Below are 20,872 nucleotides of genomic sequence, written 5' to 3' on the forward strand. Positions count from 1 at the left end.
GGCTTTTCGTGGGTTGCTCGCGCAGTTCCCCGCGCCCCTTTCGGGGCTACTTGGCCCGACGTACCACGTAAGAGGTGGCGCCATCCCGGCCCGGTGCAGAGCCTTCGTACTCGTGGCCCTGGGTGAAGCACCAGGCCGGGATGTCCACCGCGGCGACCTCGTCATCGGCGAGCACCGTGACCGTCCCGCCCACTCGAACCGAAGAAATCGCCCGGGCCAGCTCGATCACCGGCTGCGGACACAGCATCCCCAGCGCGTCCACGGTCACCGCCTCCGCGGACCCCGCCGGCCCCACGACCGGCGCCCCGAGCTTCTCCCGCACCCCCCGCACGACCCCGGGCAGCACGTCGAGGAACCGCTCGACCTCCGCGGCCTCCACCCCGAGCGGCAGCGAAACCCGTACGTTCCCCTCGCTCACCACCCCCATCGCCCGCAGCACATGGCTGGGCGTCAGCGTGCTGCTCGTACAGGACGAACCGGACGAGACGGAGAACCCGGCCCGGTCCAGCTCGTGCAGCACGGTCTCCCCGTCGACATAGAGACAGGAGAAGGTCACCAGATGCGGCAGCCGCCGCTCCGGATCCCCGACCACCTCCACGTCCGGCACCAACGCGGGCACCCGCTCCCGGATCCGCGCCGTCAGCTCCCGCAGCCGCACGGACTCCGCGGCCGCCTCCGCCCGCACCGCCCGCAGCGACGCGGCCGCGGCGACGATCCCCGGGATGTTCTCGAACCCGGCGGCCCGCCCCGACTCCCGTTCGTCCGCGGGCCCCTGCGGAGCGAACCGCACCCCCTTGCGCACCACCAGCAGCCCGACCCCCGCGGGGCCGCCCCACTTGTGCGCGCTCCCGGCCAGCAGCGACCAGGGTCCCGGCACCGGCCCCCAGGCCAGCGACTGCGCGGCGTCCACGAAGAGCGGCACCCCGGCCTCGCGGCACGCCTCGGCGACCTCCTCGACCGGCTGAACCGTGCCCACCTCGTGATTGGCGGACTGCAGCGCGGCCAGCGCGGTGTCGGCCCGCAGCGCGGCGGTGTACTCGGCCGGCTGGACGGCCCCCGTCCGGTCGACCCCCACCTCGTCGACCACGCCGCCCGCGCTCCGATGGGCCGCGGCCGAATGGAGCACGGCGGAGTGCTCCACCGCGGAGACCGTCAGCCGCCGCCCGGCGCGCCGGCGTCCGGCGAGCGCCCCCGCCACACCCTCATGCACCGCACGCGTTCCGGACGACGTGAAAACGAGCTCGTCCGGCCGGCAGCCCACCGCCTCCGCGGCGGCCTCCCGAGCCGCGTCGAGCAGCAGCCGCGCCCGCCGCCCCTCCCGGTACAGGCGCGCCGGATCGGCCCACCCCTCGTCGAGCGAGGCCAGCAACGCCTGCCGCGCGACGTCGTGCAGCGGCGCACCCGAAGCAACATCGAAATAACCCACGCCCCAAAACTAGAGCGCCGCGCACGACCCCCACCGCGAGACCCCTTCGAACACCAGCCCAAACACCCCCCAAACCCCCCGTCAGAAACCAGATCCAGCCCCCCGATCCCACCCTTCGGAGTGACCCGCGGCGCGTTAGGCACCCTCCCCGCGCGACCCCAAATAGCGTCCAGTAGGGTTTGGTCCGCATAAACATCCAAACCCCTGCCCGTGTGCCAGGGCGGCGAGCGACCAGCGAGATGGCGGCCGTAGCCAACCAAAGAGCGCGGGCGAGACTCTCGGGAAGGCGCTACGTGAGTCCCAACGGCTCCGACCGCTCGTCGCGGCGCCCGATGCGGCGGAAGCTGCCGCAGGTGCTGACTGCGGGCCTGATCCTGGTTACCGCTACCGGTTGCACATACAAGGACTTCCCTCGTCTTGGTATGCCCACCCCGGTGACGGAGGAGGCCCCTAGGATCCTCTCCCTCTGGCAGGGCTCGTGGGCGGCAGCGCTCGCCACGGGCGTGCTGGTGTGGGGACTGATCCTGTGGAGCATCATCTTCCACCGGCGCAGCCGCACCAAGATCGAGGTTCCGACTCAGACCCGGTACAACATGCCTCTCGAGGCGCTGTACACGGTGGTCCCCCTCATCGTCGTCTCCGTCCTCTTCTACTTCGTGGCACGGGACGAGTCGAAGCTTCTGAAGCTCGACGACAAGCCCGCACACACCATCAACGTGGTCGGCTACCAGTGGAGCTGGGGCTTCAACTACGTCGAGAACGTGCCGGGTGTCGAAGGCGACGGCAAGACGTCCAAGGAACTGGCTGCGATCCCGCAGCGCTTCAAGGACGACTTCCCGGCGAACGCCGGCGGCGTCTACGAGGTCGGTACCCCCGGTACGCGGAACCCGCAGACCAACAACCCCGGCCCCACCCTCTGGCTCCCCAAGGGCGAGAAGGTCCGCTTCGTCCTCACTTCGCGTGACGTCATCCACTCCTTCTGGGTGGTGCCGTTCCTCATGAAGCAGGACGTCATCCCGGGCCACACCAACGCCTTCGAGGTGACCCCCAACAAGGAGGGGACCTTCCTGGGCAAGTGCGCCGAGCTCTGCGGCGTCGACCACTCCCGGATGCTGTTCAACGTGAAGGTCGTCTCTCCGGAGCGTTACCAGCAGCACCTCAAGGACCTGGCCAAGAAGGGGCAGACCGGTTACGTCCCGTCGGGCATCGCCCAGACGGACCACGAGAAGAACCGGGAGACGAAGACAACGTGAGCATCCTCAACGAACCTCAGGGTGCCGCGGCAGCAGACGACTCGTACGAGAACGAGCTGCCGGTACGGCCCAAGAGTCCCGGCGCGACCGTGATCAAGTGGCTCACCACCACTGACCACAAGACGATCGGCACGCTCTACCTGGTCACGTCGTTCGCCTTCTTCTGCGTCGGCGGACTGATGGCGCTCTTCATGCGCGCCGAACTCGCTCGACCCGGCAACCAGCTGATGTCGAACGAGCAGTTCAACCAGGCGTTCACGATGCACGGCACGATCATGCTGCTGATGTTCGCGACGCCGCTGTTCGCGGGCTTCGCGAACTGGATCATGCCGCTGCAGATCGGCGCGCCCGACGTGGCGTTCCCGCGACTGAACATGTTCGCCTACTGGCTGTACCTGTTCGGCTCGCTGATCGCCGTGGCCGGCTTCCTCACCCCGCAGGGTGCCGCCGACTTCGGCTGGTTCGCCTACAGCCCGCTGTCGGACGCCGTCCGCTCGCCGGGCATCGGCGCCGACATGTGGATCATGGGTCTGGCCTTCTCCGGCTTCGGCACGATCCTCGGCTCGGTCAACTTCATCACCACGATCATCTGCATGCGCGCTCCGGGCATGACCATGTTCCGCATGCCGATCTTCGTGTGGAACGTGCTGCTGACCGGTGTCCTCGTCCTGCTGGCCTTCCCGGTCCTGGCCGCCGCGCTGTTCGCCCTGGAGGCGGACCGCAAGTTCGGTGCCCATGTCTTCGACGCGGCCAACGGCGGCGCGTTGCTGTGGCAACACCTCTTCTGGTTCTTCGGACACCCAGAGGTGTACATCATCGCCCTGCCGTTCTTCGGCATCATCTCGGAAGTCATTCCGGTCTTCTCCCGCAAGCCGATGTTCGGTTACTCGGGTCTGATCGGCGCGACGATCGCGATCGCGGGTCTGTCCGTGACGGTGTGGGCGCACCACATGTACGTCACCGGTGGCGTGCTGCTCCCGTTCTTCTCCTTCATGACGTTCCTCATCGCCGTACCGACCGGCGTGAAGTTCTTCAACTGGATCGGAACGATGTGGAAGGGCTCGCTGTCCTTCGAGACTCCGATGCTCTGGGCGATCGGCTTCCTGATCACCTTCACCTTCGGTGGTCTGACCGGTGTGATCCTGGCGGCCCCGCCGCTGGACTTCCACATCTCCGACTCGTACTTCGTGGTGGCGCACTTCCACTACGTCGTCTTCGGAACGGTCGTCTTCGCGATGTTCGCCGGCTTCCACTTCTGGTGGCCGAAGTTCACCGGCAAGATGCTGGACGAGCGCCTCGGCAAGATCACGTTCTGGACGCTGTTCATCGGCTTCCACGGCACGTTCCTGGTGCAGCACTGGCTGGGTGTCGAGGGCATGCCGCGTCGTTACGCGGACTACCTCGCGGCCGACGGCTTCACCGCGCTGAACACGGTCTCGACGATCGCGTCCTTCCTGCTCGGTCTGTCGATCCTGCCGTTCTTCTACAACATCTGGAAGACGGCCAAGTACGGCAAGAAGATCGAGGTCGACGACCCGTGGGGCTACGGCCGTTCGCTCGAGTGGGCGACGTCCTGCCCGCCGCCGCGGCACAACTTCCTCACCCTGCCGCGGATCCGTTCGGAATCCCCGGCGTTCGACCTGCACCACCCGGAGATCGCGGCCCTCGACCAGCTGGAGAACTCCGGCCACGGCGGTAAGGCCATCGCTGGCGGCAAGGAGGCCGGCAAGTGAAGGTCCAAGGCAAGATGTTCATCTGGCTGAGCCTCTTCATCCTGATCATGGCCGGTGTGTACGGCGCATGGTCGAAGGAGCCGGCCGGTACCACCGCTCTGTTCCTCGGGTTCGGCCTGTGCATCATGGTCGGCTACTACCTGGCCTTCACGGCCCGGCGGGTCGACACCGGCGCCCAGGACAACAAGGAGGCCGAGGTCTCCGACGACGCCGGTGAGGTGGGCTTCTTCAGCCCGCACTCCTGGCAGCCGCTCTCCCTCGCCGTCGGTGGCGCGCTCGCTTTCATGGGCGTCGTCTTCGGCTGGTGGCTGCTCTACTTCTCCGCCCCCGTGATCCTTTTCGGCCTGTGGGGCTGGGTCTTCGAGTACTACCGCGGCGAGAACCAGAACCAGTAGCACCCAGGTTCTGAACTCCCGTGCACGAAGGGCCCGGACACTCCTGACGGAGGGTCCGGGCCCTTCGGCGTGTCGCGGCGTGACCCGTGCGGCTCACCCGGCGCGCCGCGCCGCGGGAACCTTCCTACGGTGAGTTCATGAACCACTCACCGCGCATAGTCTCGGTTGTCGGAAGCTCCGTGCTGGTGGCCGCCCTCGGTGTGGGTGTCACGGCCTGCGGCAGCTCCGGCCACCCGCTCTCCGCCCAGCCGTACGACGCGGCGAGCCAGATCACCTTCAAGGGGCCCTCGGGCAAGAAGAAGGCCGATCCCGACAAGCCGCTGGAGATCACCTCCGAGGACGGCGACGGCCGCATCACCGATGTGACGGCCACCGACGCCATGGGCCGCTACGTGGCGGGCGAACTCTCCGCCGACGGCCACAGATGGCACACCACCACCCCGCTGGCCGCGGACGCCTCGTACACGGTCCGGGTCAGCACCGAGGACGAGGACGGGGCGCCCGGCCGCAAGGTCCTCACCTTCGAGACGGGCAAGCCGACCAAGGAGAAGGACCTCAAGGTCACCTTCGGCCCGCAGAAGGGCAAGTACGGCGTCGGCCAGCCCATCACCGCCGAGCTCAACAAGCCGATCAAGGACCCCGACGCCCGCAGCGTCGTCGAACGGGCCCTGAAGGTCGACTCCCAGCCCGCCGCGGCCGGCGGCGGCTCCTGGTACTGGGTCGACGACAAGACGCTGCACTACCGGCCCGAGAAGTACTGGCCGGCCCACGCCACCATCACGGCGCGCAGCAACCTCAAGGGCATCAAGGTGACCGACTCCCTGTGGGGCGGCGAGAGCAAGCCGCTGACCATCACCACGGGGGACCGCATAGAGGCCGTCACGGACGCCTCGTCGCACGAGATGACGGTCTACCGCAACGGCGAGGCCATCAACTCGATCCCCGTGACCACGGGCAAGCCCGGCTTCGAGACGCGCAACGGCATCAAGGTCGTGCTCGGCAAGGAGTACTACGTGCGGATGCGCGGCACCAGCATCGGCATCTCCGAGGGGTCCTCGGACTCGTACGACCTGCCGGTGTACTACGCGACCCGGGTCACCTGGAGCGGTGAGTACGTGCACGCCGCGCCCTGGTCCACGGGCTCCCAGGGCTCCGCGAACGTCAGCCACGGCTGCACCGGGATGAGCACCGACAACGCCGCCTGGTTCTTCGACACCGTGCGCGAGGGCGACATCGTGAAGGTCGTCAACAGCAACGGCGAGGACATGGACCCGTTCGGCAACGGCTTCGGCGACTGGAACGTCAGTTGGAAGAAGTGGCAGGAGGGCAGCTCGTTGACGAACCCGAAGAAGCCAGCCCCCGTGCTGCAGGCACGGCTGAACCCCGAGGTCTGAGCGGGCCCGGCAGAGCCGGAGCCAGGCTCCGGATGTGACACTTCCGACTCCCGTACGCCACGGCGTACGGGAGTCGGCCGCTGTGTCAGGCGCCGACGGCCAGCCGGGAACGCAGCAGGGCGGCCAGAGCGCCCGCGAACTCGACCGGCTCGACCGGAAGGGTCACCGCGGCCTCCGCGCGGCTCCAGGTGGCCAGCCAGGCGTCCTGCGGGCGCCCCATGAGCACGAGCACCGGCGGGCACCGGAAGATCTCGTCCTTGATCTGGCGGCACACGCCCATCCCGCCGGCCGGGACCGCCTCGCCGTCCAGCACGCAGACGTCGATGCCGCCGCGGTCCAGCTCCTTGAGGACGGCCGGCAGCGTCGCGCACTCGACGAACCGGACCTCGGGGACATCGGAGGCGGGCCTGCGGCCGGTGGCGAGGCGCACCTGCTCGCGCGTGTTGGCGTCGTCGCTGTAGACCAGGACCGTCGCGGTCGACTGCATCGTTCCTCCGAGACTTCGGCGTCGTTCGGTTGCGCCGGAGCCTACTCCTCCCGACACCCCGTCAACACCGGTTCGTACGGGCCCGCGATGGGCCATATGGGCTGGACACGAGGGTCAGACACTCCGAACGGCACCCCCCGGGGTGAGGGCGAGATAAGCGACCGACATAATGTCGGTCGTGGCGACAGCAACGACAGTAGAAACCGGGCACGCGCACCCGTCGGTCAATCGACCGAACCTCACCAGCGTCGGAACCATCATCTGGCTGAGTTCCGAGCTGATGTTCTTCGCGGCCCTCTTCGCGATGTACTTCACCCTGCGATCGGTGACGGGACCGGAGCACTGGAAGGAAATGGCGTCCGCGCTGAACCTTCCGTTCTCCGCGACGAACACCACGATCCTGGTGCTCTCCTCTCTCACCTGTCAGCTCGGCGTCTTCGCCGCCGAGCGCGGTGACGTGAAGAAGCTCCGGATGTGGTTCATCGTCACCTTCATCATGGGTGCGATCTTCATCGGCGGTCAGGTGTACGAGTACACCGAGCTGGTCAAGAAGGACGGGCTCTCGCTCTCCTCCGACCCGTACGGCTCGGTCTTCTACCTGACCACCGGCTTCCACGGCATGCACGTGACAGGAGGCCTCATCGCCTTCCTGTTCGTCCTCGGCAGGACGTACGCGGCCCGGAGGTTCACTCACGAGCAGGCGACCGCGGCCATCGTCGTGTCCTATTACTGGCACTTCGTGGACGTCGTCTGGATCGGCCTCTTCGCCACGATCTACCTGATCAAGTAGTCCGGAAGATCACCCATCGGGCACCGAGCCCGACCATTCCCGCAGCACCGACGCAGAAGATCCTGACACCGGGGTAATCCGTGAAAAAGCTCTCCGCACGACGACGCCATCCGCTGGCGGCGGTCGTCGTCCTACTCCTCGCGCTGGCGGCCACCGGGGGGCTGTACGCCGCGTTCGCGCCCGCGAGCAAGGCGCAGGCCGATGAAACCGCCCAGTCCCTCGCCATCGACGAGGGCAAGAAGCTCTATGCCGTCGGCTGCGCCAGCTGCCACGGAACCGGCGGTCAGGGCACCACCGACGGCCCGAGCCTCGTGGGTGTCGGCTCCGCCGCCGTCGACTTCCAGGTCGGCACCGGCCGTATGCCGGCCCAGCAGCCGGGCGCGCAGGTCCCGAAGAAGAAGGTCATCTACACGCAGGCCGAGATCGACCAGCTCGCGGCGTACGTCGCCTCGCTGGGTGCCGGTCCGGTCGCGCCGGCCAAGAAGGACTACAACCCGGAAGGCGCGGACATCGCCAAGGGTGGCGAACTGTTCCGCACCAACTGCGCCCAGTGCCACAACTTCACCGGTGAGGGTGGCGCGCTGACGCACGGCAAGTTCGCGCCGACGCTCGAGGGCGTCGACCCGAAGCACATCTACGAGGCCATGCAGACCGGCCCGCAGAACATGCCGTCGTTCCCGGACACGACGATGACCAAGCAGAACAAGAAGGACATCATCGCGTACCTCGACACGGTCAACGGTGACAAGTCCGAGAGCCCCGGTGGCCTCAAGCTCGGCGGGCTCGGTCCCGTCAGCGAGGGCCTCTTCGCGTGGATCTTCGGTCTCGGCGCCCTGATCGCCGTCGCCATCTGGGTCGCCGCTCGGACCGCAAAGGCCAAGAAGTCATGAGTAGCCAAGACATTCCAGAAGAGAACCTGCCCGCGCAGGACACCGAGGCCCACGGCTCGGTCGCGGTGAAGGAAGACCCCTTCGCCGACCCGGGTCTGCCCGAGCACGAGCACCGGATCCAGGACATCGACGACCGGGCCGCCAAGCGGTCCGAGCGCGTCGTCGCCTTCCTGTTCACGCTCTCGATGCTGGCCACGATCGGCTTCATCGCCTCGTACGTCACCCTCGACGTCGACAAGAGCGTGTACATCTTCCCGCTCGGTCACATCAGCGCGCTGAACTTCGCGCTGGGCACGACCCTGGGCGTGGCCCTGTTCTGCATCGGCGCCGGCGCGGTCCACTGGGCCCGCACGCTGATGTCGGACGTCGAGGTGGCGCAGGAGCGTCACGCGATCGAGGCCGAGCCCGAGGTCAAGGCGAAGGTCCTGCAGGACTTCGCCGACGGTGCGCGCGAGTCGCAGTTCGGCCGCCGCAAGCTGATCCGCAACACGCTCTTCGGCGCGCTGGCCATGGTGCCGCTCTCCGGTGTGGTGCTGCTGCGCGACCTCGGGCCGCTGCCCGAGAAGAAGCTGCGCACCACGTCGTGGAAGAAGGGCCTCAAGCTCGTCAACATGAACACGAACGAGCCGCTGCGTCCCTCGGACATCCCGGTCGGCTCGCTCACCTTCGCCAAGCCCGAGGGCCTGGAGGAGGACGACCACGACTTCCAGACGCACATCGCCAAGGACGCCCTGATGCTCGTCCGGATCCAGCCGGAGAACATCAAGGACAAGCGCGAGCTCGAGTGGTCGCACGAGGGCATCGTGGCGTACTCGAAGATCTGCACCCACGTCGGTTGCCCGATCTCCCTGTACGAGCAGCAGACGCACCACGCGCTGTGCCCGTGCCACCAGTCCACCTTCGACCTCTCCGACGGCGCGCGGGTGATCTTCGGCCCGGCGGGTCACGCCCTGCCGCAGCTGCGCATCGGCATTGACGACGAGGGCCACCTCGCGGCGCTCGGCGACTTCGACGAGCCCGTCGGTCCTGCCTTCTGGGAGCGCGGATGAGTACTACGACCACCAACGAGGCGCCTTCCCGCGAGAAGGCGCCGGCCGGCGAGCGCGTCGCCGACTGGGCCGACGGCCGCCTGGGGATCTACTCCCTGGCCAAGGCCAACATGCGCAAGATCTTTCCGGACCACTGGTCCTTCATGCTCGGCGAGATCTGCATGTACAGCTTCATCATCATCATCCTCACGGGTGTGTACCTGACGCTGTTCTTCCACCCGTCGATGAACGAGGTGGAGTACAACGGCAGCTACATCCCGCTGCAGGGACAGCTGATGTCCGAGGCGTTCAACTCGACCATGCACATCAGCTTCGATGTGCGCGGTGGTCTGCTCATCCGGCAGATCCACCACTGGGCCGCGCTGATCTTCCTCGCCGGCATGTTCGTGCACATGATGCGCGTGTTCTTCACGGGTGCGTTCCGCAAGCCGCGTGAGGTCAACTGGCTGTTCGGCTTCCTGCTGTTCGTCCTCGGCATGTTCACCGGCTTCACCGGTTACTCGCTCCCGGACGACCTGCTCTCCGGCACCGGTGTCCGCTTCATGGAGGGCGCGGTCCTGTCCGTGCCGATCGTCGGCACGTACCTCTCGTTCTTCCTGTTCGGCGGAGAGTTCCCGGGCGGCGACTTCGTGGCCCGGTTCTACTCGGTCCACATCTTGCTGCTGCCGGGCATCATGCTCGGCCTGATGGTGGCGCACCTGATCCTGGTCTTCTACCACAAGCACACGCAGTTCGCGGGCCCCGGCAAGACCGAGAAGAACGTCGTCGGCATGCCGCTGCTGCCGGTCTACATGGCCAAGGCGGGTGGCTTCTTCTTCCTGGTCTTCGGTGTCATCGCGGTCATCTCCGCGATCGCCACGATCAACCCGATCTGGGCCATCGGCCCGTACCGTCCGGACCAGGTCTCCACGGGCGCCCAGCCGGACTGGTACATGGGCTTCTCCGAAGGCCTGATCCGTACGATGCCGGGCTGGGAGATCAACCTCTGGGGTCACACGCTCGTCCTGGGTGTGTTCATCCCGCTGGTGATCTTCCCGCTGGTCCTGGTCGCCATCGCCGTCTACCCGTTCATCGAGTCCTGGGTCACCGGCGACAAGCGCGAGCACCACATCCTGGACCGCCCGCGCAACGCCCCGACGCGCACCGCGTTCGGCGCCGCGTGGATCTCCTGGTACTTCGTGCTGATGATCGGTGGTGGCAACGACCTCTGGGCCACGCACTTCCACCTGTCGATCAACGCGATCACCTGGTTCGTCCGCGTCAGCTTCTTCGTGATGCCGGTCGTGGTCTTCATCGCCACCAAGCGGATCTGCCTCGGCCTCCAGCGCCGCGACAAGGACAAGGTGCTGCACGGACGCGAGTCCGGCATCATCAAGCGCCTGCCGCACGGTGAGTTCATCGAGGTCCACGAGCCGCTGAACCAGGACGCCCTGCACACCCTCACGGCGCACGAGCAGTACGCGCCGCTGGAGCTCGGCCCGACGGTCGACGAGAACGGTGTGGAGCGCAAGCTGTCGCGCCTGCAGAAGCTGCGCGCGAAGCTCTCGAAGGGCTACTACGGGGAGCACAACCAGATCCCCAAGCCCACCGCCGAGGAGTACAAGGAGATCACCAGCGGCCACGGCCACCACTGATCTCTGACGCTGTTCGCCACGGCAGGAGCCCCCGTCCAGGCACTGGACGGGGGCTCTTCGCCGTCCTGGCACTGGATAAGGTGGGAGCGCCCCTTTCTCACCTGTCCTACGCGTATCACCAGGAGCGGCGATGAGCGCTTTGACCCCCGCTGGAGGCGACACCGCGGCGGGCCGTTCCTGGCCCTCCGTCCTCAACGGCCTGCTGGAGGGCCGTGACCTGAGCGCCGACGACACCGCGTGGGCGATGGACCGGATCATGCGGGGCGAGGCCACCGACGCGCAGATCGCCGGCTTCGCGGTCGCCCTGCGCGCCAAGGGCGAGACCGTCGCAGAGATCTCCGGTCTGGTCCGCGGCATGTACGAGCACGCCAACGTGATCGAGGTGCCCGGCGAGACCGTCGACATCGTCGGCACCGGCGGCGACGGAGCCAAGACCGTCAACATCTCGACGATGTCCGCCATCGTGGTGGCCGGCGCGGGCGCCAAGGTCGTCAAGCACGGCAACCGGGCCGCCTCCTCCGCCTCCGGCGCCTCCGACGTCCTGGAGAAGCTCGGCGTCAACCTCGACCTGCCGCCCTCCCGGGTGCCCCAGGTCGCCGAGGAGGCGGGCATCACCTTCTGCTTCGCCGTGAAGTTCCACCCCGCGCTGCGCTACGCCGGCGCCGCCCGCGGCCAGCTCGGCATCCGCACCGTCTTCAACCTGCTCGGCCCGCTGACCAACCCGGCCCGGGTCCGCGCCCAGGCCGTCGGGGTCGCCGACGCCCGGATGGCGCCCGTCGTGGCCGGAGTCTTCGCCGAGCGCGGCAACTCCTCGCTCGTCTTCCGCGGCGACGACGGCCTCGACGAGCTCACCGTCACCGGCACCTCCCGGGTCTGGGTGGTGCGCGACGGCGCCGTGCGCGAGGAGCGCTTCGACCCGCGCGACGTCGGCATCGAGCCGGTCCCCATCGAGGCCCTGCGCGGCGGCGACCCGGCGTACAACGCGGAGGTGGCGCGGCGCCTGCTCGACGGCGAGCGCGGTCCGGTCCGCGACGCCGTGCTGCTCAACTCGGCGGCGGCGCTCGTCGCCGTGCGCCCCGGCGAGGGCACGCTCGCCGAGCAGATCGCGGCCGGCATGGAGCGGGCCGCGCACTCGATCGACAGCGGGGCGGCCAAGGCGGCCCTGGAGCGCTGGGTGGCCGCCACCCAGAAGTGACGCGGCACCTGCCTGACCGAGGGCGCAGTCCAGAATCTGGACTGCGCCCTTGCCGTTTCCGAGACGTGTGGCAGGATGCTTTTCAAGGTCATGAGTGACAGCGATTTAGGCCCCGGCTCGCTGTCCGGCAACCCTCCGTCCGTGGCGGGGTGCCCCGGGTGAAGACCAGGCCATGCGCAGCAAGGCGCGTGGCAAGCGCGGACCCCTCGCGAATCCTGGGGTCCTGGGTCGTTCGAGGGAGCAGTCTCGTGAGCAAGCGAATGCGTTAGGGCTTCTCGCCCCTTCTCCACCACACCCTCCGCCCGGCCGGGCCTCCGTGCCGCCGTGCGTCGAGGTCAACACCCGTACGCCGACGGCCTTTTGAGCACCGTCATATCCGCCGTGCGGGATCTCTCCATCCCTTCGCCTTGTCCTGCCGGGAGACACCCATGTCCGCTCACACCCCCTCCGCCGCCGTCACCGCCGCCTGCGCCGAGTCCGCCGACCCCGCCTGCGGCGCCCCGCTGCCGGTCCTCGGCCGCGACGTCACCGTGCCGCTCGTCACCGGCGGCGAAGTCACCTACGCCGCCCTCGACTACGCGGCCAGCGCCCCCGCCCTCCAGCGCGTGTGGGACGACGTCGCCGCGTACGCCCCGTACTACGGCAGCGTGCACCGCGGCGCCGGGTACCTCTCCCAGCTGTCCACCGACCTGTTCGAGAACTCCCGCACGGCCGTCGCCGAGTTCCTCGACTGCCGCGAGGACGACCAGGTCGTCTTCACCCGCTCCACCACCGACTCGCTCAACCTCCTCGCCCAGGCCCTCCCGGCCGACTGCCAGGTCTTCGTCTTCGAGACCGAGCACCACGCCTCGCTGCTGCCCTGGCGCGACGCCCGCGTCACCTACCTGAACGCGCCCCGCACCCCCGACGAGGCCGTCGCCACCCTGGAGCGCGCCCTCGCCGACCGCGACCCCTACGGGCCGGCCCTCGTCTGCGTCACCGGCGCCTCGAACGTCACCGGTGAGCTGTGGCCGGTGCGCGAACTGGCCGCCGCCGCGCACGCACACGGTGCCCGCATCGTCCTCGACGCCGCCCAGCTCGCCCCCCACCACCCCGTCTCCGTACGGGACCTGGACGTCGACTGGGTCGCCTTCTCCGGGCACAAGCTGTACGCGCCGTTCGGCTCCGGCGTGCTCGCGGGCCGCTCCGACTGGCTGACCGAGGCCGAGCCGTACCTCGCCGGCGGTGGCGCCTCGCGCAAGGTCGCCCGGCGCGCGGACGGCGGCGTGGACGTGGAGTGGCACGAGAGCGCCGCCCGTCACGAGGCCGGCTCGCCCAACGTCATCGGCGTCTACTCGATCGCCTCCGCCTGCAAGGCGCTGACCGAGGCGGGCTTCGACTCCCTCGTCGCCCGCGAGCAGCACCTGATCCGGAAGGTGCGCGAGGGCCTCGCGGCGGTGCCCGAGGTGAAGGTGCTGTCGCTGTTCGGCGACGACGCCCCGCGGGTCGGCGTCATCTCGTTCGTCGTCGAGGGCTGGAACTCCTCGCACTTCGCGGCCGCGCTCTCCGCCGAGTACGGCATCGGCGTGCGCGACGGACTCTTCTGCGCCCACCCGCTGGTGCGCACGCTGCTCGGCTCGGACCCGCAGCAGCAGGGGGAGTGCGGCGCCCCCGAGGCGGCGCCCGGCGAGAAGTCGCTGAACGCGATCCGCGTCAGCTTCGGCGCGGGCACCCCCGACGAGCACGTCGAGCGCTTCGTCGCCGCGGTGGCCGAGCTCGTCCGGGACGGTGCCCGCTGGACCTACCGCACGGAGGACGGGCGCTGCGTCCCGGCCTCCTGAGGCTCGACGAGGCTTCCGGGAGGTCCGCTCAGCCGTCGAGGCCGATGGAGAACGCGGCCTCCAGGTCGTGCTGGGAGTAGGTGCGGAAGGCGACGTGGGTGTCCGTCGCCTCCACGCCGGGGATCTTGCTGATCTTGCCGGGGATGACATCGGCCAGATCGTCGTGGCGGGCGACCCGGACCATGGCGATCAGGTCGTACGTGCCCGTGACGGAGAAGACCTCGCTGACGCTCTCCAGCGCCGCGATCGACTCCGCGATCTCGGGGATGCGGTCCACGCTGGTCTTGATGAGCACGATCGCGGTGATCACGGCTGGCTGTCTCCCTCGGTGGCCGTGGTGTGGGTCGCCTTCACTCTAGCCCTCCCGTCTCCCGCCCCCGCCCTTGCAAAGAAGCGCTCCGCGCACCCCTCTTTTTCCCCCGATACCGCACCCATGCGTAGAGGAACCCGGTGGAGAAGCCGACCAGGTGCGCCAGATAGGCCACCCCCGGGCCCTGTCCGGCCTGCCCCGCCGCGGCCCACTGCAGCGCCACCCAGAACGGCAGCACCACCCATGCCGGGAAGCGCAGCGGCAGGAAGAGGAGGAACGGGAACAGGCTCGTCACGCGCGCGTCCGGGAAGAGGTACAGGAACGCGCCCAGGACCGCCGAGATCGCCCCGGACGCGCCCACCAGGGTCTGCTCGGAGCTCGCGTGCGCCAGGGCGTACCCGAACAGCGCGAGATACCCGGTGACCAGGTAGAAGAGCAGATAGGGCAGCCGGCCCATGCGCTCCTCGGTCATCGTGCCGAAGACATGCAGGAAGAGCATGTTGCCCAGCAGGTGCAGCCAGCTGCCGTGCACGAACAGGGCCGTCAGCGGGGAGAGCGCCGCCCGCCAGGACCCCGCGAACAGCTCCGCGGGCACCACGCCCCACCGCTCGAAGTACGCGCTCTGCGCCGCGAGCAGCCGGTCCCCGGTGCCGTACGAGGGATTCAGGCCGGAGGCGGGGGACAGGACGAAGACGACGCAGCACACCCCGATCAGGGCGTACGTGACGGGGGCGGGGCCCCTCAGGAACGCGGTCGCCCGTGCGATGCCCTCACGCCCGTTGCCGATCATGGGAAAGAGCATGACGCAAGGCGGGGAGCGGACGGCGTACGGCAGGCCGTAGGGTTACGGGCAAGACGGCCGCGAGAGCCGAGAGCTGAAAGAAGGCACAGTCCGATGACGGTTCCCCTGCCGACCGCCACCACCCGCTGGCGCTGCACGCTCTGCGGCAACCTCACGCGCTTCGACGTGACGCGCTCCTCGAAGGTCGTGGAGTACGTCCACCTCGACCTGGCCGGTGAGCCGAGCGTCGAGGAACGCAAGGTGGTCGATGAGACCATCGAGTCGGTGCGCTGCCGCTGGTGCAACGCGGTGGATCAGGTCGAACTCGTGGACAGGCCGGGCGCCGACTCCTGACGGAGCGGTCCCCACGGACTTTGGGGTGACGGATGGTGGAGAGCACAGGCGGGGAGGCCGGGGACGGCGGAGCCGCCGAGCTGCTCGACCGGCCGTTGCCCGAAGGCGTACGGCGGCGGGTCGTGGCGATCGTCTCGGACGGCTTCGGCGGTCTGACGATGAACGAACTTCCGGCCCAGCTGCGCCAGTACGCGCGGTTCACGCCCACCCGGCGCGCCAAGTTCGCCGGGAACGCGATGGCCGCCGCGCTGGAGAGCGACACCCTCTTCCGCCAGCGGATCGGGGAGCGGCTGCGGGAGGCGCAGCCCGAACTCGCGGGGGCACTGGACTCCGGGACCCCGCCGCCCGCCGCGGACCCGCTGGACGTGGCCGCCGCCGCGTACGTGCTGCGCCCGGCGGGCTGGGTCAAGCTCGTCGCCGCGGCCGGCGAGGAGGCGCAGCGGGCCGACGCCGAGCGCGTCGACGAGCAGACCCGCGCCGAGCTGGACCGGCTGCGCGAGCAGCTGTCCGAGGCGCAGGCGCACACCCGCGCCGAGACCGAGCGGCTGCGCACCGAGCTGGACGCGGCCCGGCGCGAGGCCGAGTCCGTCCACCGCAAGCTGCGGGCCGCGCTCAGCGACGTCAAGCGCGGTGAGGCCGCCGCCCGCAAGGCGCGGGCCGAGACCGACGCGGTGCGTGCCGAGGGGCAGGCGCAGGTGTCGGCCGCCGAGAGCGAGACCCGGCGGCTCAAGGCGCGGCTCGGCGAGGTCGAGGCGGCGCTGGAGGCCTCGCGCCGGGCGGCCCGCGAGGGGCGCAGCGTGGAGGACATGCGGGTGCGGCTGCTCCTGGACACCGTGCTCGACGCGGCGCAGGGGCTGCGCCGGGAGCTGGCGCTGCCGCCGGTGTCGATGCGGCCCGCCGACTCGGTGGACGCCGTGGAGCCGGGCCGGATGACTCCGAAGGACATCGCGGCGCGCGCTCTGGACGAGCACGACCCGGCGATCCTCGACCAGTTGCTCGCGCTGCCGCAGGCCCACCTCGTGGTCGACGGCTACAACGTGACCAAGACCGGCTATCCGACGATGCCGCTGGAGAAGCAACGGCTGCGGCTGCTCGGCTCGCTGTCCCAACTCGCGGCGCAGACCGGCGCCGAGGTCACCTGTGTCTTCGACGGGGCGGAGCTGGCCGCGCCGGTGCTGCTCGCTCCGCCGCGCGGAGTGCGCGTCCTGTTCTCGAAGGCGGGCGTGACGGCCGACGAGCTGATCCGTCAGCTGGTGCGCGCCGAGCCGCCCGGCCGTCCGGTCATCGTCGTCTCGACGGACCGGGAGGTCGCCGACGGGGTGGCGAAGGCGGGGGCCCGTCCGGTTCCGTCCGTGATGCTGCTGAAGCGGCTCTCGCACGGCTGATGTCCGGATTGCGGGCATCCCGCAACACCCGTTCCGCTTGCCCGAATTGGCGAAACCTTCACGCAACGTAGCGTCAAACGAACATCACTGCACGTGAGTTGAGTGCAAAGAATGCAGTGGGTGACCGAGATTTTTCTCGTCAGGATTTGAACTGATCACAAGAAGGTCACTAGGGTCGGGCCTCGAACCTCCGCTCGGATGATCGCTCGCACGAGGTGAGCGACGGTGGAGGGCACCGCCCACCGGGTGTCTGTGGGCGGCTGGAGGAAGAAGGAGCTCGCCTTCGTGGCGTCCCACCGTCGACCCAAGCAGCCGAGCCGCACCCGTGTGACCGTGCTCACCGCGACCGCCGCCGCTGCCGTGGCCCTCACCTCGCAGGCCGCCAACGCCGCGCCGAACCCCGACAAGGGGGAGGTCAAGGCCAAGGTCGACAAGCTCTACGAAGAGGCGGGCAAGGCCACCGACCTCTACAACGGGGCCAAGGAGAAGCAGAAGAAGCTCGAGAAGCAGATCGGCGAGATCCAGGACAAGGTCGCCCGCGGCCAGGAGGAACTCAACGAGCTGCGCACGGGCCTCGGTTCGCTCGCCAGCCAGCAGTACCGCTCGGGCGGCATCGACCCCTCCGTGCAGCTCTTCCTCTCCGCCGACCCGGACGACTACCTCGACAAGGCGTCCACCCTCGACTCGTTGAGCGCCCAGCAGCTCCAGTCGCTCAAGAAGGTCCAGGAGAAGCAGCGGACCCTCGCGCAGGAGCGCGCCGAGGCCGCCGAGAAGCTCAAGGACCTCGCGGACACCCGCACCGAACTCGGCAAGAAGAAGAAGGAAGTTCAGAGCAAGCTGGGCGAGGCCCAGAAGCTCCTGAACACCCTCACCGCCGAAGAGCGCCGGAAGATGGCCGAGAAGGAGCAGCGCGCCAGCCGCGACGCCGCCGGCCGCGTCGAGCTCGGCAACGAGGTGCCCGCCTCCCAGCGCGGCGCCGCCGCCCTGAGCGCCGCCGCCACCCAGATCGGCAAGCCGTACGTCTCCGGCGGCACCGGCCCCAACTCCTACGACTGCTCGGGCCTGACCCAGTGGGCGTACAACCAGGCCGGCGTGGGCATCACCCGCACCACGTACACGCAGCAGAACGACGGCCCGAAGATCGGCATGAGCCAGCTCAAGCCGGGCGACCTCGTCTTCTTCAACAACCTCGCGCACGTCGGCCTCTACGCAGGCAACGGCCAGGTGCTGCACGCCCCGCACCCCGGCGCCGTCGTCCGCTACGAGTCGATGAGCACGATCGGATCCTTCCAGTTCGGCGTCCGCATCTGACCGGAGCCGTACCCGGTCCGGTCCGCGTGCGATCCTCGTACCAACGACACCGGAAAACGCGCCCGTTCGGGCGAATTCCGGCATCCCGCACTTACCCCGCGCCCCGCCACTGACCTGCGTCAGAGGCGGGGCGCCGCGTTGTGCGGACACTGTTCGATCGTTGGAGGGGGCCGGGGCGCCCGACTACTGTCGGCGCGCATTCCCCCGAGCACGGGGGTCCGTCAGCGGAAGGGAGAGCGGCTTCCCGTGGGGTCCCATCGCCGAACTGCGCACTCTCGGCTCCCCGGTCTCGACCGGAACACTCGCGCAACCGTCCTCACCGTGGCCGTCGCCTCGGCGGCCGCCGCACTCGCCGCCGTCCCCGCGGACGCCGCCCCGAAGGACACCCCGGCCGACACCAAGGCCGAGGTCGACCGCCTCTACGAGCAGGCCGAGCAGGCCACCGAGGCCTTCAACAAGGCCGACGAGCGGGCCGACCGGCTCCGCACCGAACTGCGCACCACCCAGGACGAGGTGGCCCGCGGCCAGGAGCGGATCAACGCGATGCGGCGCACCCTCGGACTCCTCGCCGGCGCCCAGTACCGCTCCGGCGGCATCGACCCCTCGCTGGCCCTCATGCTCTCCTCCGACCCGGACTCCTACCTCGACAAGGCCGGCACCCTCGACCGGATCAGCGCCCGGCACGCCGGCGAGCTCACCGAACTGCGCGCCGCCCAGCGCGACCTCGCGCAGGAGCGCACCGAGGCCCGCCGCAAGCTCGCCGAGCTCGACGCGATCCGCAAGGCGGTCGCCCGGCACAAGCGCGGCGTCGAGACGAAGCTCGCCCGCGCCCGGCAACTGCTCAACTCCCTGCCGGACGCCGACCGCGCCGCCTACGAGCGTTCCTCGCGCGGCGGCGAGCGCCCCGACCTGAGCGGCGCCGGACCCGCCTCCTCGGGCCGCGCCGCCACCGCCCTGGCCGCCGCCCAGTCCGCACTCGGCAAGCCGTACGCGTGGGGCGCCAACGGGCCCTCCGCGTTCGACTGCTCTGGCCTCATGCAGTGGTCGTACGCGCGCGCCGGGGTCGCCCTGCCGCGCACCTCGCAGGCCCAGCGCTACGCGGGCCGCCAGGTGCCGCTCTCGCAGGCCCGACCCGGCGACCTCGTCGCGTACGGCGCCGACGCCCACCACATCGGCATCTACGCCGGCAACGGACAGGTCATCCACGCCCCCTACCCGGGCGCCCCCGTCCGCTACGACCCGGTCGGCATGATGCCCGTCTCGTCCGTGACCCGCGTCTGAGACCCGGCCCGCCGGCACGCCGTACGATCAGCGGGATGGCTGGTCGACGGCGTGCGGTGCGCGGGGCGGGGTGCTGGGTGGCGCTCGGCGCCCTGCTTTCCGGCAGTGCCGGATGCGAGCGGGCACCCGCGCCCGTGGACGCCCGCGGGGCCGCCGTGCAGCGCGTCCTGGACCGGCGCGCGGACGCCGTCCTCGACGGGGACGCCACCGCCTACCGGGAGACCGGCGGCGCCGACCCGTACCTGCTCACCGACCTCGCCGCCGTCCCTCTCGCCTCCTGGGCGTACCGGGTCGACCGGATCGACGGCACCGGCCCCCGGATCACGGCCGACGCCGAGCTGCGCTACCGCGTCGCCGGGTACGACTCCGTGCCCGTCGTCGCCCGGCGGACCCTGACCCTGCGGCGCTCCGACGGCCGCTGGCGCGTCGTCGGCGACGAACCGGCCGGGAAGTCCGGGCGGCAGCTGTGGGAGCAGGGCAAGGTGACCGCCGTCCGCGGCGCCCACAGCCTCGTCCTCGGTGTCGGCCAGCAGGACAACGTGCTGCGCTCCTACGCCCGTCTCGCCGACCGCGCCGTGCCCGCCGTCTCCGACGCCTGGGGCCGGGACTGGGCCCGCGAGGTCGTGATCCTCGTCCCCGGCTCGCTCGACGGCATGGGACAGCTCCTCGGCGCCCCCGCCTCCGGCTACCGGGGCATCGCCGCCGTCACCACCGGCGAGGCGGGCGGCTCCGGCGCGGCGCCCGCCGACCGCGTGATCATCAACCCCGAGGCGTACGGGGTGCTCGGCTCCGTCGGCAAACAGGTCGTGCTCACGCACGAGACCGCGCACGTGGCGACCCGCGCGGTGACCACCGCGGCGACCCCGCTGTGGCTCTCCGAGGGATACGCGGACTGGGTCGGCTACCGGGGCGCCGGACGCACCACCGCGCAGGCCGCGCCCGAACTGCGCAGCGCGGTCCGCGACGGCACCGCGCCCACCCTGCTCCCCGAGGACGCCGACTTCGGCTTCAGCAGCGACCCGGGCCGCCTCGCGCGGGCCTACGAGAGCGGCTGGCTGGCCTGCAGGATGATCGCCGACCGCTGGGGCGAGGCGAAGCTGAACGCCTTCTACCGGGCCGTGGGACGCCACGGCGACCGCTCCGGCGCGGTCGAGTCCGGCCTCCAGAACGTCCTGGGCATCGGCGAGCAGGACTTCGTGCTGCGCTGGCGGGAGTATGTGCGCCGGCAATTGGGCGGCTGAGGATCGGGGGCGAGTGCGGCTTAGTGGGGCTTCTCGCGCAGTTCCCCGCGCCCCGAGGAGGCTGCGCCTCCTCGGGGAGATGCCACCCGAAGGGTGTGCATCTCAGGGGCGCGGGGAACTGCGCGACCAGCCCCCACCGGGCC

19 protein-coding genes and 1 riboswitch are annotated in these 20,872 nt (G+C 69.9%); of the genes, 15 read left to right on the forward strand and 4 right to left on the reverse strand.

Annotated features, from left to right (window positions below):
* Positions 1-46 precede the first annotated feature (46 nt).
* Complete coding sequence (locus tag ACZ4E1_RS01535) at positions 47-1,426, reverse strand: aminotransferase class V-fold PLP-dependent enzyme (protein WP_467534766.1); 1,380 nt, start codon at positions 1,424-1,426, stop codon at positions 47-49.
* A gap of 293 nt (positions 1,427-1,719) precedes the next feature.
* On the opposite strand from ACZ4E1_RS01535, the gene ctaC reads away from it, so the two are divergent.
* The 4 genes from ctaC to ACZ4E1_RS01555 all read left to right on the forward strand — a co-directional run bounded on the left by ctaC (position 1,720) and on the right by ACZ4E1_RS01555 (position 6,201).
* Positions 1,720-2,679 (forward strand): aa3-type cytochrome oxidase subunit II, encoded by a 960-nt coding sequence (gene ctaC, locus ACZ4E1_RS01540; RefSeq protein WP_467534768.1) that lies wholly within the window; start codon positions 1,720-1,722, stop codon positions 2,677-2,679.
* On the forward strand, positions 2,676-4,412 hold the full coding sequence (gene ctaD, locus ACZ4E1_RS01545) for an aa3-type cytochrome oxidase subunit I (protein WP_467534770.1): 1,737 nt from the start codon (positions 2,676-2,678) through the stop codon (positions 4,410-4,412). Before ctaC ends, ctaD begins: the two co-directional genes overlap by 4 nt.
* Positions 4,409-4,807: a cytochrome c oxidase subunit 4 gene (locus ACZ4E1_RS01550; RefSeq protein WP_467534772.1), complete on the forward strand. Its 399-nt coding sequence runs from the start codon at positions 4,409-4,411 to the stop codon at positions 4,805-4,807. Before ctaD ends, ACZ4E1_RS01550 begins: the two co-directional genes overlap by 4 nt.
* Positions 4,808-4,944: 137 nt before the next feature.
* Complete coding sequence (locus ACZ4E1_RS01555; protein WP_467534774.1) at positions 4,945-6,201, forward strand: L,D-transpeptidase; 1,257 nt, start codon at positions 4,945-4,947, stop codon at positions 6,199-6,201.
* An 85-nt stretch (positions 6,202-6,286) separates the two neighbouring features.
* Here the strand turns inward: ACZ4E1_RS01555 and ACZ4E1_RS01560 are convergent, their stop codons facing one another.
* Entirely contained in the window at positions 6,287-6,688 is a 402-nt protein-coding gene (locus ACZ4E1_RS01560) for a hypothetical protein (protein ID WP_467534776.1), read from the reverse strand.
* Positions 6,689-6,857: 169 nt separating this feature from the next.
* Here ACZ4E1_RS01560 and ctaE point away from each other — a divergent pair, with 169 nt between their 5' ends.
* From ctaE to ACZ4E1_RS01590, 6 genes are all read left to right on the forward strand, one after another.
* Positions 6,858-7,478: an aa3-type cytochrome oxidase subunit III gene (gene ctaE / locus ACZ4E1_RS01565; protein ID WP_188339357.1), complete on the forward strand. Its 621-nt coding sequence runs from the start codon at positions 6,858-6,860 to the stop codon at positions 7,476-7,478.
* An 80-nt stretch (positions 7,479-7,558) separates the two neighbouring features.
* On the forward strand, positions 7,559-8,368 hold the full coding sequence (qcrC, locus tag ACZ4E1_RS01570) for a cytochrome bc1 complex diheme cytochrome c subunit (protein ID WP_467534777.1): 810 nt from the start codon (positions 7,559-7,561) through the stop codon (positions 8,366-8,368).
* Entirely contained in the window at positions 8,365-9,417 is a 1,053-nt protein-coding gene (gene qcrA, locus ACZ4E1_RS01575) for a cytochrome bc1 complex Rieske iron-sulfur subunit (protein ID WP_467534778.1), read from the forward strand. Before qcrC ends, qcrA begins: the two co-directional genes overlap by 4 nt.
* Complete coding sequence (qcrB, locus tag ACZ4E1_RS01580) at positions 9,414-11,051, forward strand: cytochrome bc1 complex cytochrome b subunit (protein ID WP_467534779.1); 1,638 nt, start codon at positions 9,414-9,416, stop codon at positions 11,049-11,051. Before qcrA ends, qcrB begins: the two co-directional genes overlap by 4 nt.
* Positions 11,052-11,181: 130 nt before the next feature.
* Complete coding sequence (trpD, locus tag ACZ4E1_RS01585; RefSeq protein ID WP_467534781.1) at positions 11,182-12,246, forward strand: anthranilate phosphoribosyltransferase; 1,065 nt, start codon at positions 11,182-11,184, stop codon at positions 12,244-12,246.
* Between the two features lie 86 nt (positions 12,247-12,332).
* A riboswitch (SAM riboswitch) is annotated at positions 12,333-12,450 on the forward strand.
* A 224-nt stretch (positions 12,451-12,674) separates the two neighbouring features.
* The gene (locus ACZ4E1_RS01590; RefSeq protein WP_467534783.1) at positions 12,675-14,066 is read left to right on the forward strand and encodes an aminotransferase class V-fold PLP-dependent enzyme; all 1,392 of its coding nucleotides are present in this window, start codon (positions 12,675-12,677) and stop codon (positions 14,064-14,066) included.
* Between the two features lie 28 nt (positions 14,067-14,094).
* Here the strand turns inward: ACZ4E1_RS01590 and ACZ4E1_RS01595 are convergent, their stop codons facing one another.
* The gene (locus tag ACZ4E1_RS01595) at positions 14,095-14,376 is read right to left on the reverse strand and encodes an Lrp/AsnC family transcriptional regulator (RefSeq protein ID WP_188339363.1); all 282 of its coding nucleotides are present in this window, start codon (positions 14,374-14,376) and stop codon (positions 14,095-14,097) included.
* Between the two features lie 40 nt (positions 14,377-14,416).
* The gene (locus ACZ4E1_RS01600) at positions 14,417-15,166 is read right to left on the reverse strand and encodes a rhomboid family intramembrane serine protease (protein WP_467534786.1); all 750 of its coding nucleotides are present in this window, start codon (positions 15,164-15,166) and stop codon (positions 14,417-14,419) included.
* Positions 15,167-15,271: 105 nt separating this feature from the next.
* Between ACZ4E1_RS01600 and ACZ4E1_RS01605 the strand changes: the two genes are divergently transcribed.
* The 5 genes from ACZ4E1_RS01605 (at position 15,272) to ACZ4E1_RS01625 (ending at position 20,729) form a co-directional block, all read left to right on the forward strand.
* A complete protein-coding gene (locus ACZ4E1_RS01605; RefSeq protein WP_188339365.1) occupies positions 15,272-15,511 on the forward strand; it encodes a hypothetical protein in 240 nt (79 codons plus the stop codon).
* Positions 15,512-15,543: 32 nt separating this feature from the next.
* The gene (locus ACZ4E1_RS01610) at positions 15,544-16,896 is read left to right on the forward strand and encodes an NYN domain-containing protein (RefSeq protein WP_467534788.1); all 1,353 of its coding nucleotides are present in this window, start codon (positions 15,544-15,546) and stop codon (positions 16,894-16,896) included.
* 285 nt (positions 16,897-17,181) lie between these two features.
* Positions 17,182-18,207, forward strand: coding sequence for a C40 family peptidase (locus tag ACZ4E1_RS01615; RefSeq protein ID WP_467535403.1), 1,026 nt, complete (start codon positions 17,182-17,184; stop codon positions 18,205-18,207).
* A 246-nt stretch (positions 18,208-18,453) separates the two neighbouring features.
* Entirely contained in the window at positions 18,454-19,488 is a 1,035-nt protein-coding gene (locus tag ACZ4E1_RS01620; RefSeq protein WP_467534789.1) for a C40 family peptidase, read from the forward strand.
* Between the two features lie 35 nt (positions 19,489-19,523).
* A complete protein-coding gene (locus ACZ4E1_RS01625) occupies positions 19,524-20,729 on the forward strand; it encodes a hypothetical protein (protein ID WP_467534791.1) in 1,206 nt (401 codons plus the stop codon).
* The last annotated feature ends 143 nt before the right edge of the window (positions 20,730-20,872 follow it).

This window comes from Streptomyces sp. NPDC025806 (assembly GCF_055558275.1).

Coding starts and splice junctions, on each gene's coding strand:
- ACZ4E1_RS01625 (WP_467534791.1), top strand. CDS start 19,524: ATGGCTGGTCGACGGCGTGCGGTGCGCGGGGCGGGGTGCTGGGTGGCG.
- ACZ4E1_RS01605 (WP_188339365.1), top strand. CDS start 15,272: ATGACGGTTCCCCTGCCGACCGCCACCACCCGCTGGCGCTGCACGCTC.
- ACZ4E1_RS01560 (WP_467534776.1), bottom strand. CDS start 6,688: ATGCAGTCGACCGCGACGGTCCTGGTCTACAGCGACGACGCCAACACG.
- ACZ4E1_RS01600 (WP_467534786.1), bottom strand. CDS start 15,166: ATGATCGGCAACGGGCGTGAGGGCATCGCACGGGCGACCGCGTTCCTG.
- qcrB (WP_467534779.1), top strand. CDS start 9,414: ATGAGTACTACGACCACCAACGAGGCGCCTTCCCGCGAGAAGGCGCCG.
- ACZ4E1_RS01590 (WP_467534783.1), top strand. CDS start 12,675: ATGTCCGCTCACACCCCCTCCGCCGCCGTCACCGCCGCCTGCGCCGAG.
- ctaE (WP_188339357.1), top strand. CDS start 6,858: ATGTCGGTCGTGGCGACAGCAACGACAGTAGAAACCGGGCACGCGCAC.
- ACZ4E1_RS01610 (WP_467534788.1), top strand. CDS start 15,544: ATGGTGGAGAGCACAGGCGGGGAGGCCGGGGACGGCGGAGCCGCCGAG.
- trpD (WP_467534781.1), top strand. CDS start 11,182: ATGAGCGCTTTGACCCCCGCTGGAGGCGACACCGCGGCGGGCCGTTCC.
- qcrA (WP_467534778.1), top strand. CDS start 8,365: ATGAGTAGCCAAGACATTCCAGAAGAGAACCTGCCCGCGCAGGACACC.
- ACZ4E1_RS01555 (WP_467534774.1), top strand. CDS start 4,945: ATGAACCACTCACCGCGCATAGTCTCGGTTGTCGGAAGCTCCGTGCTG.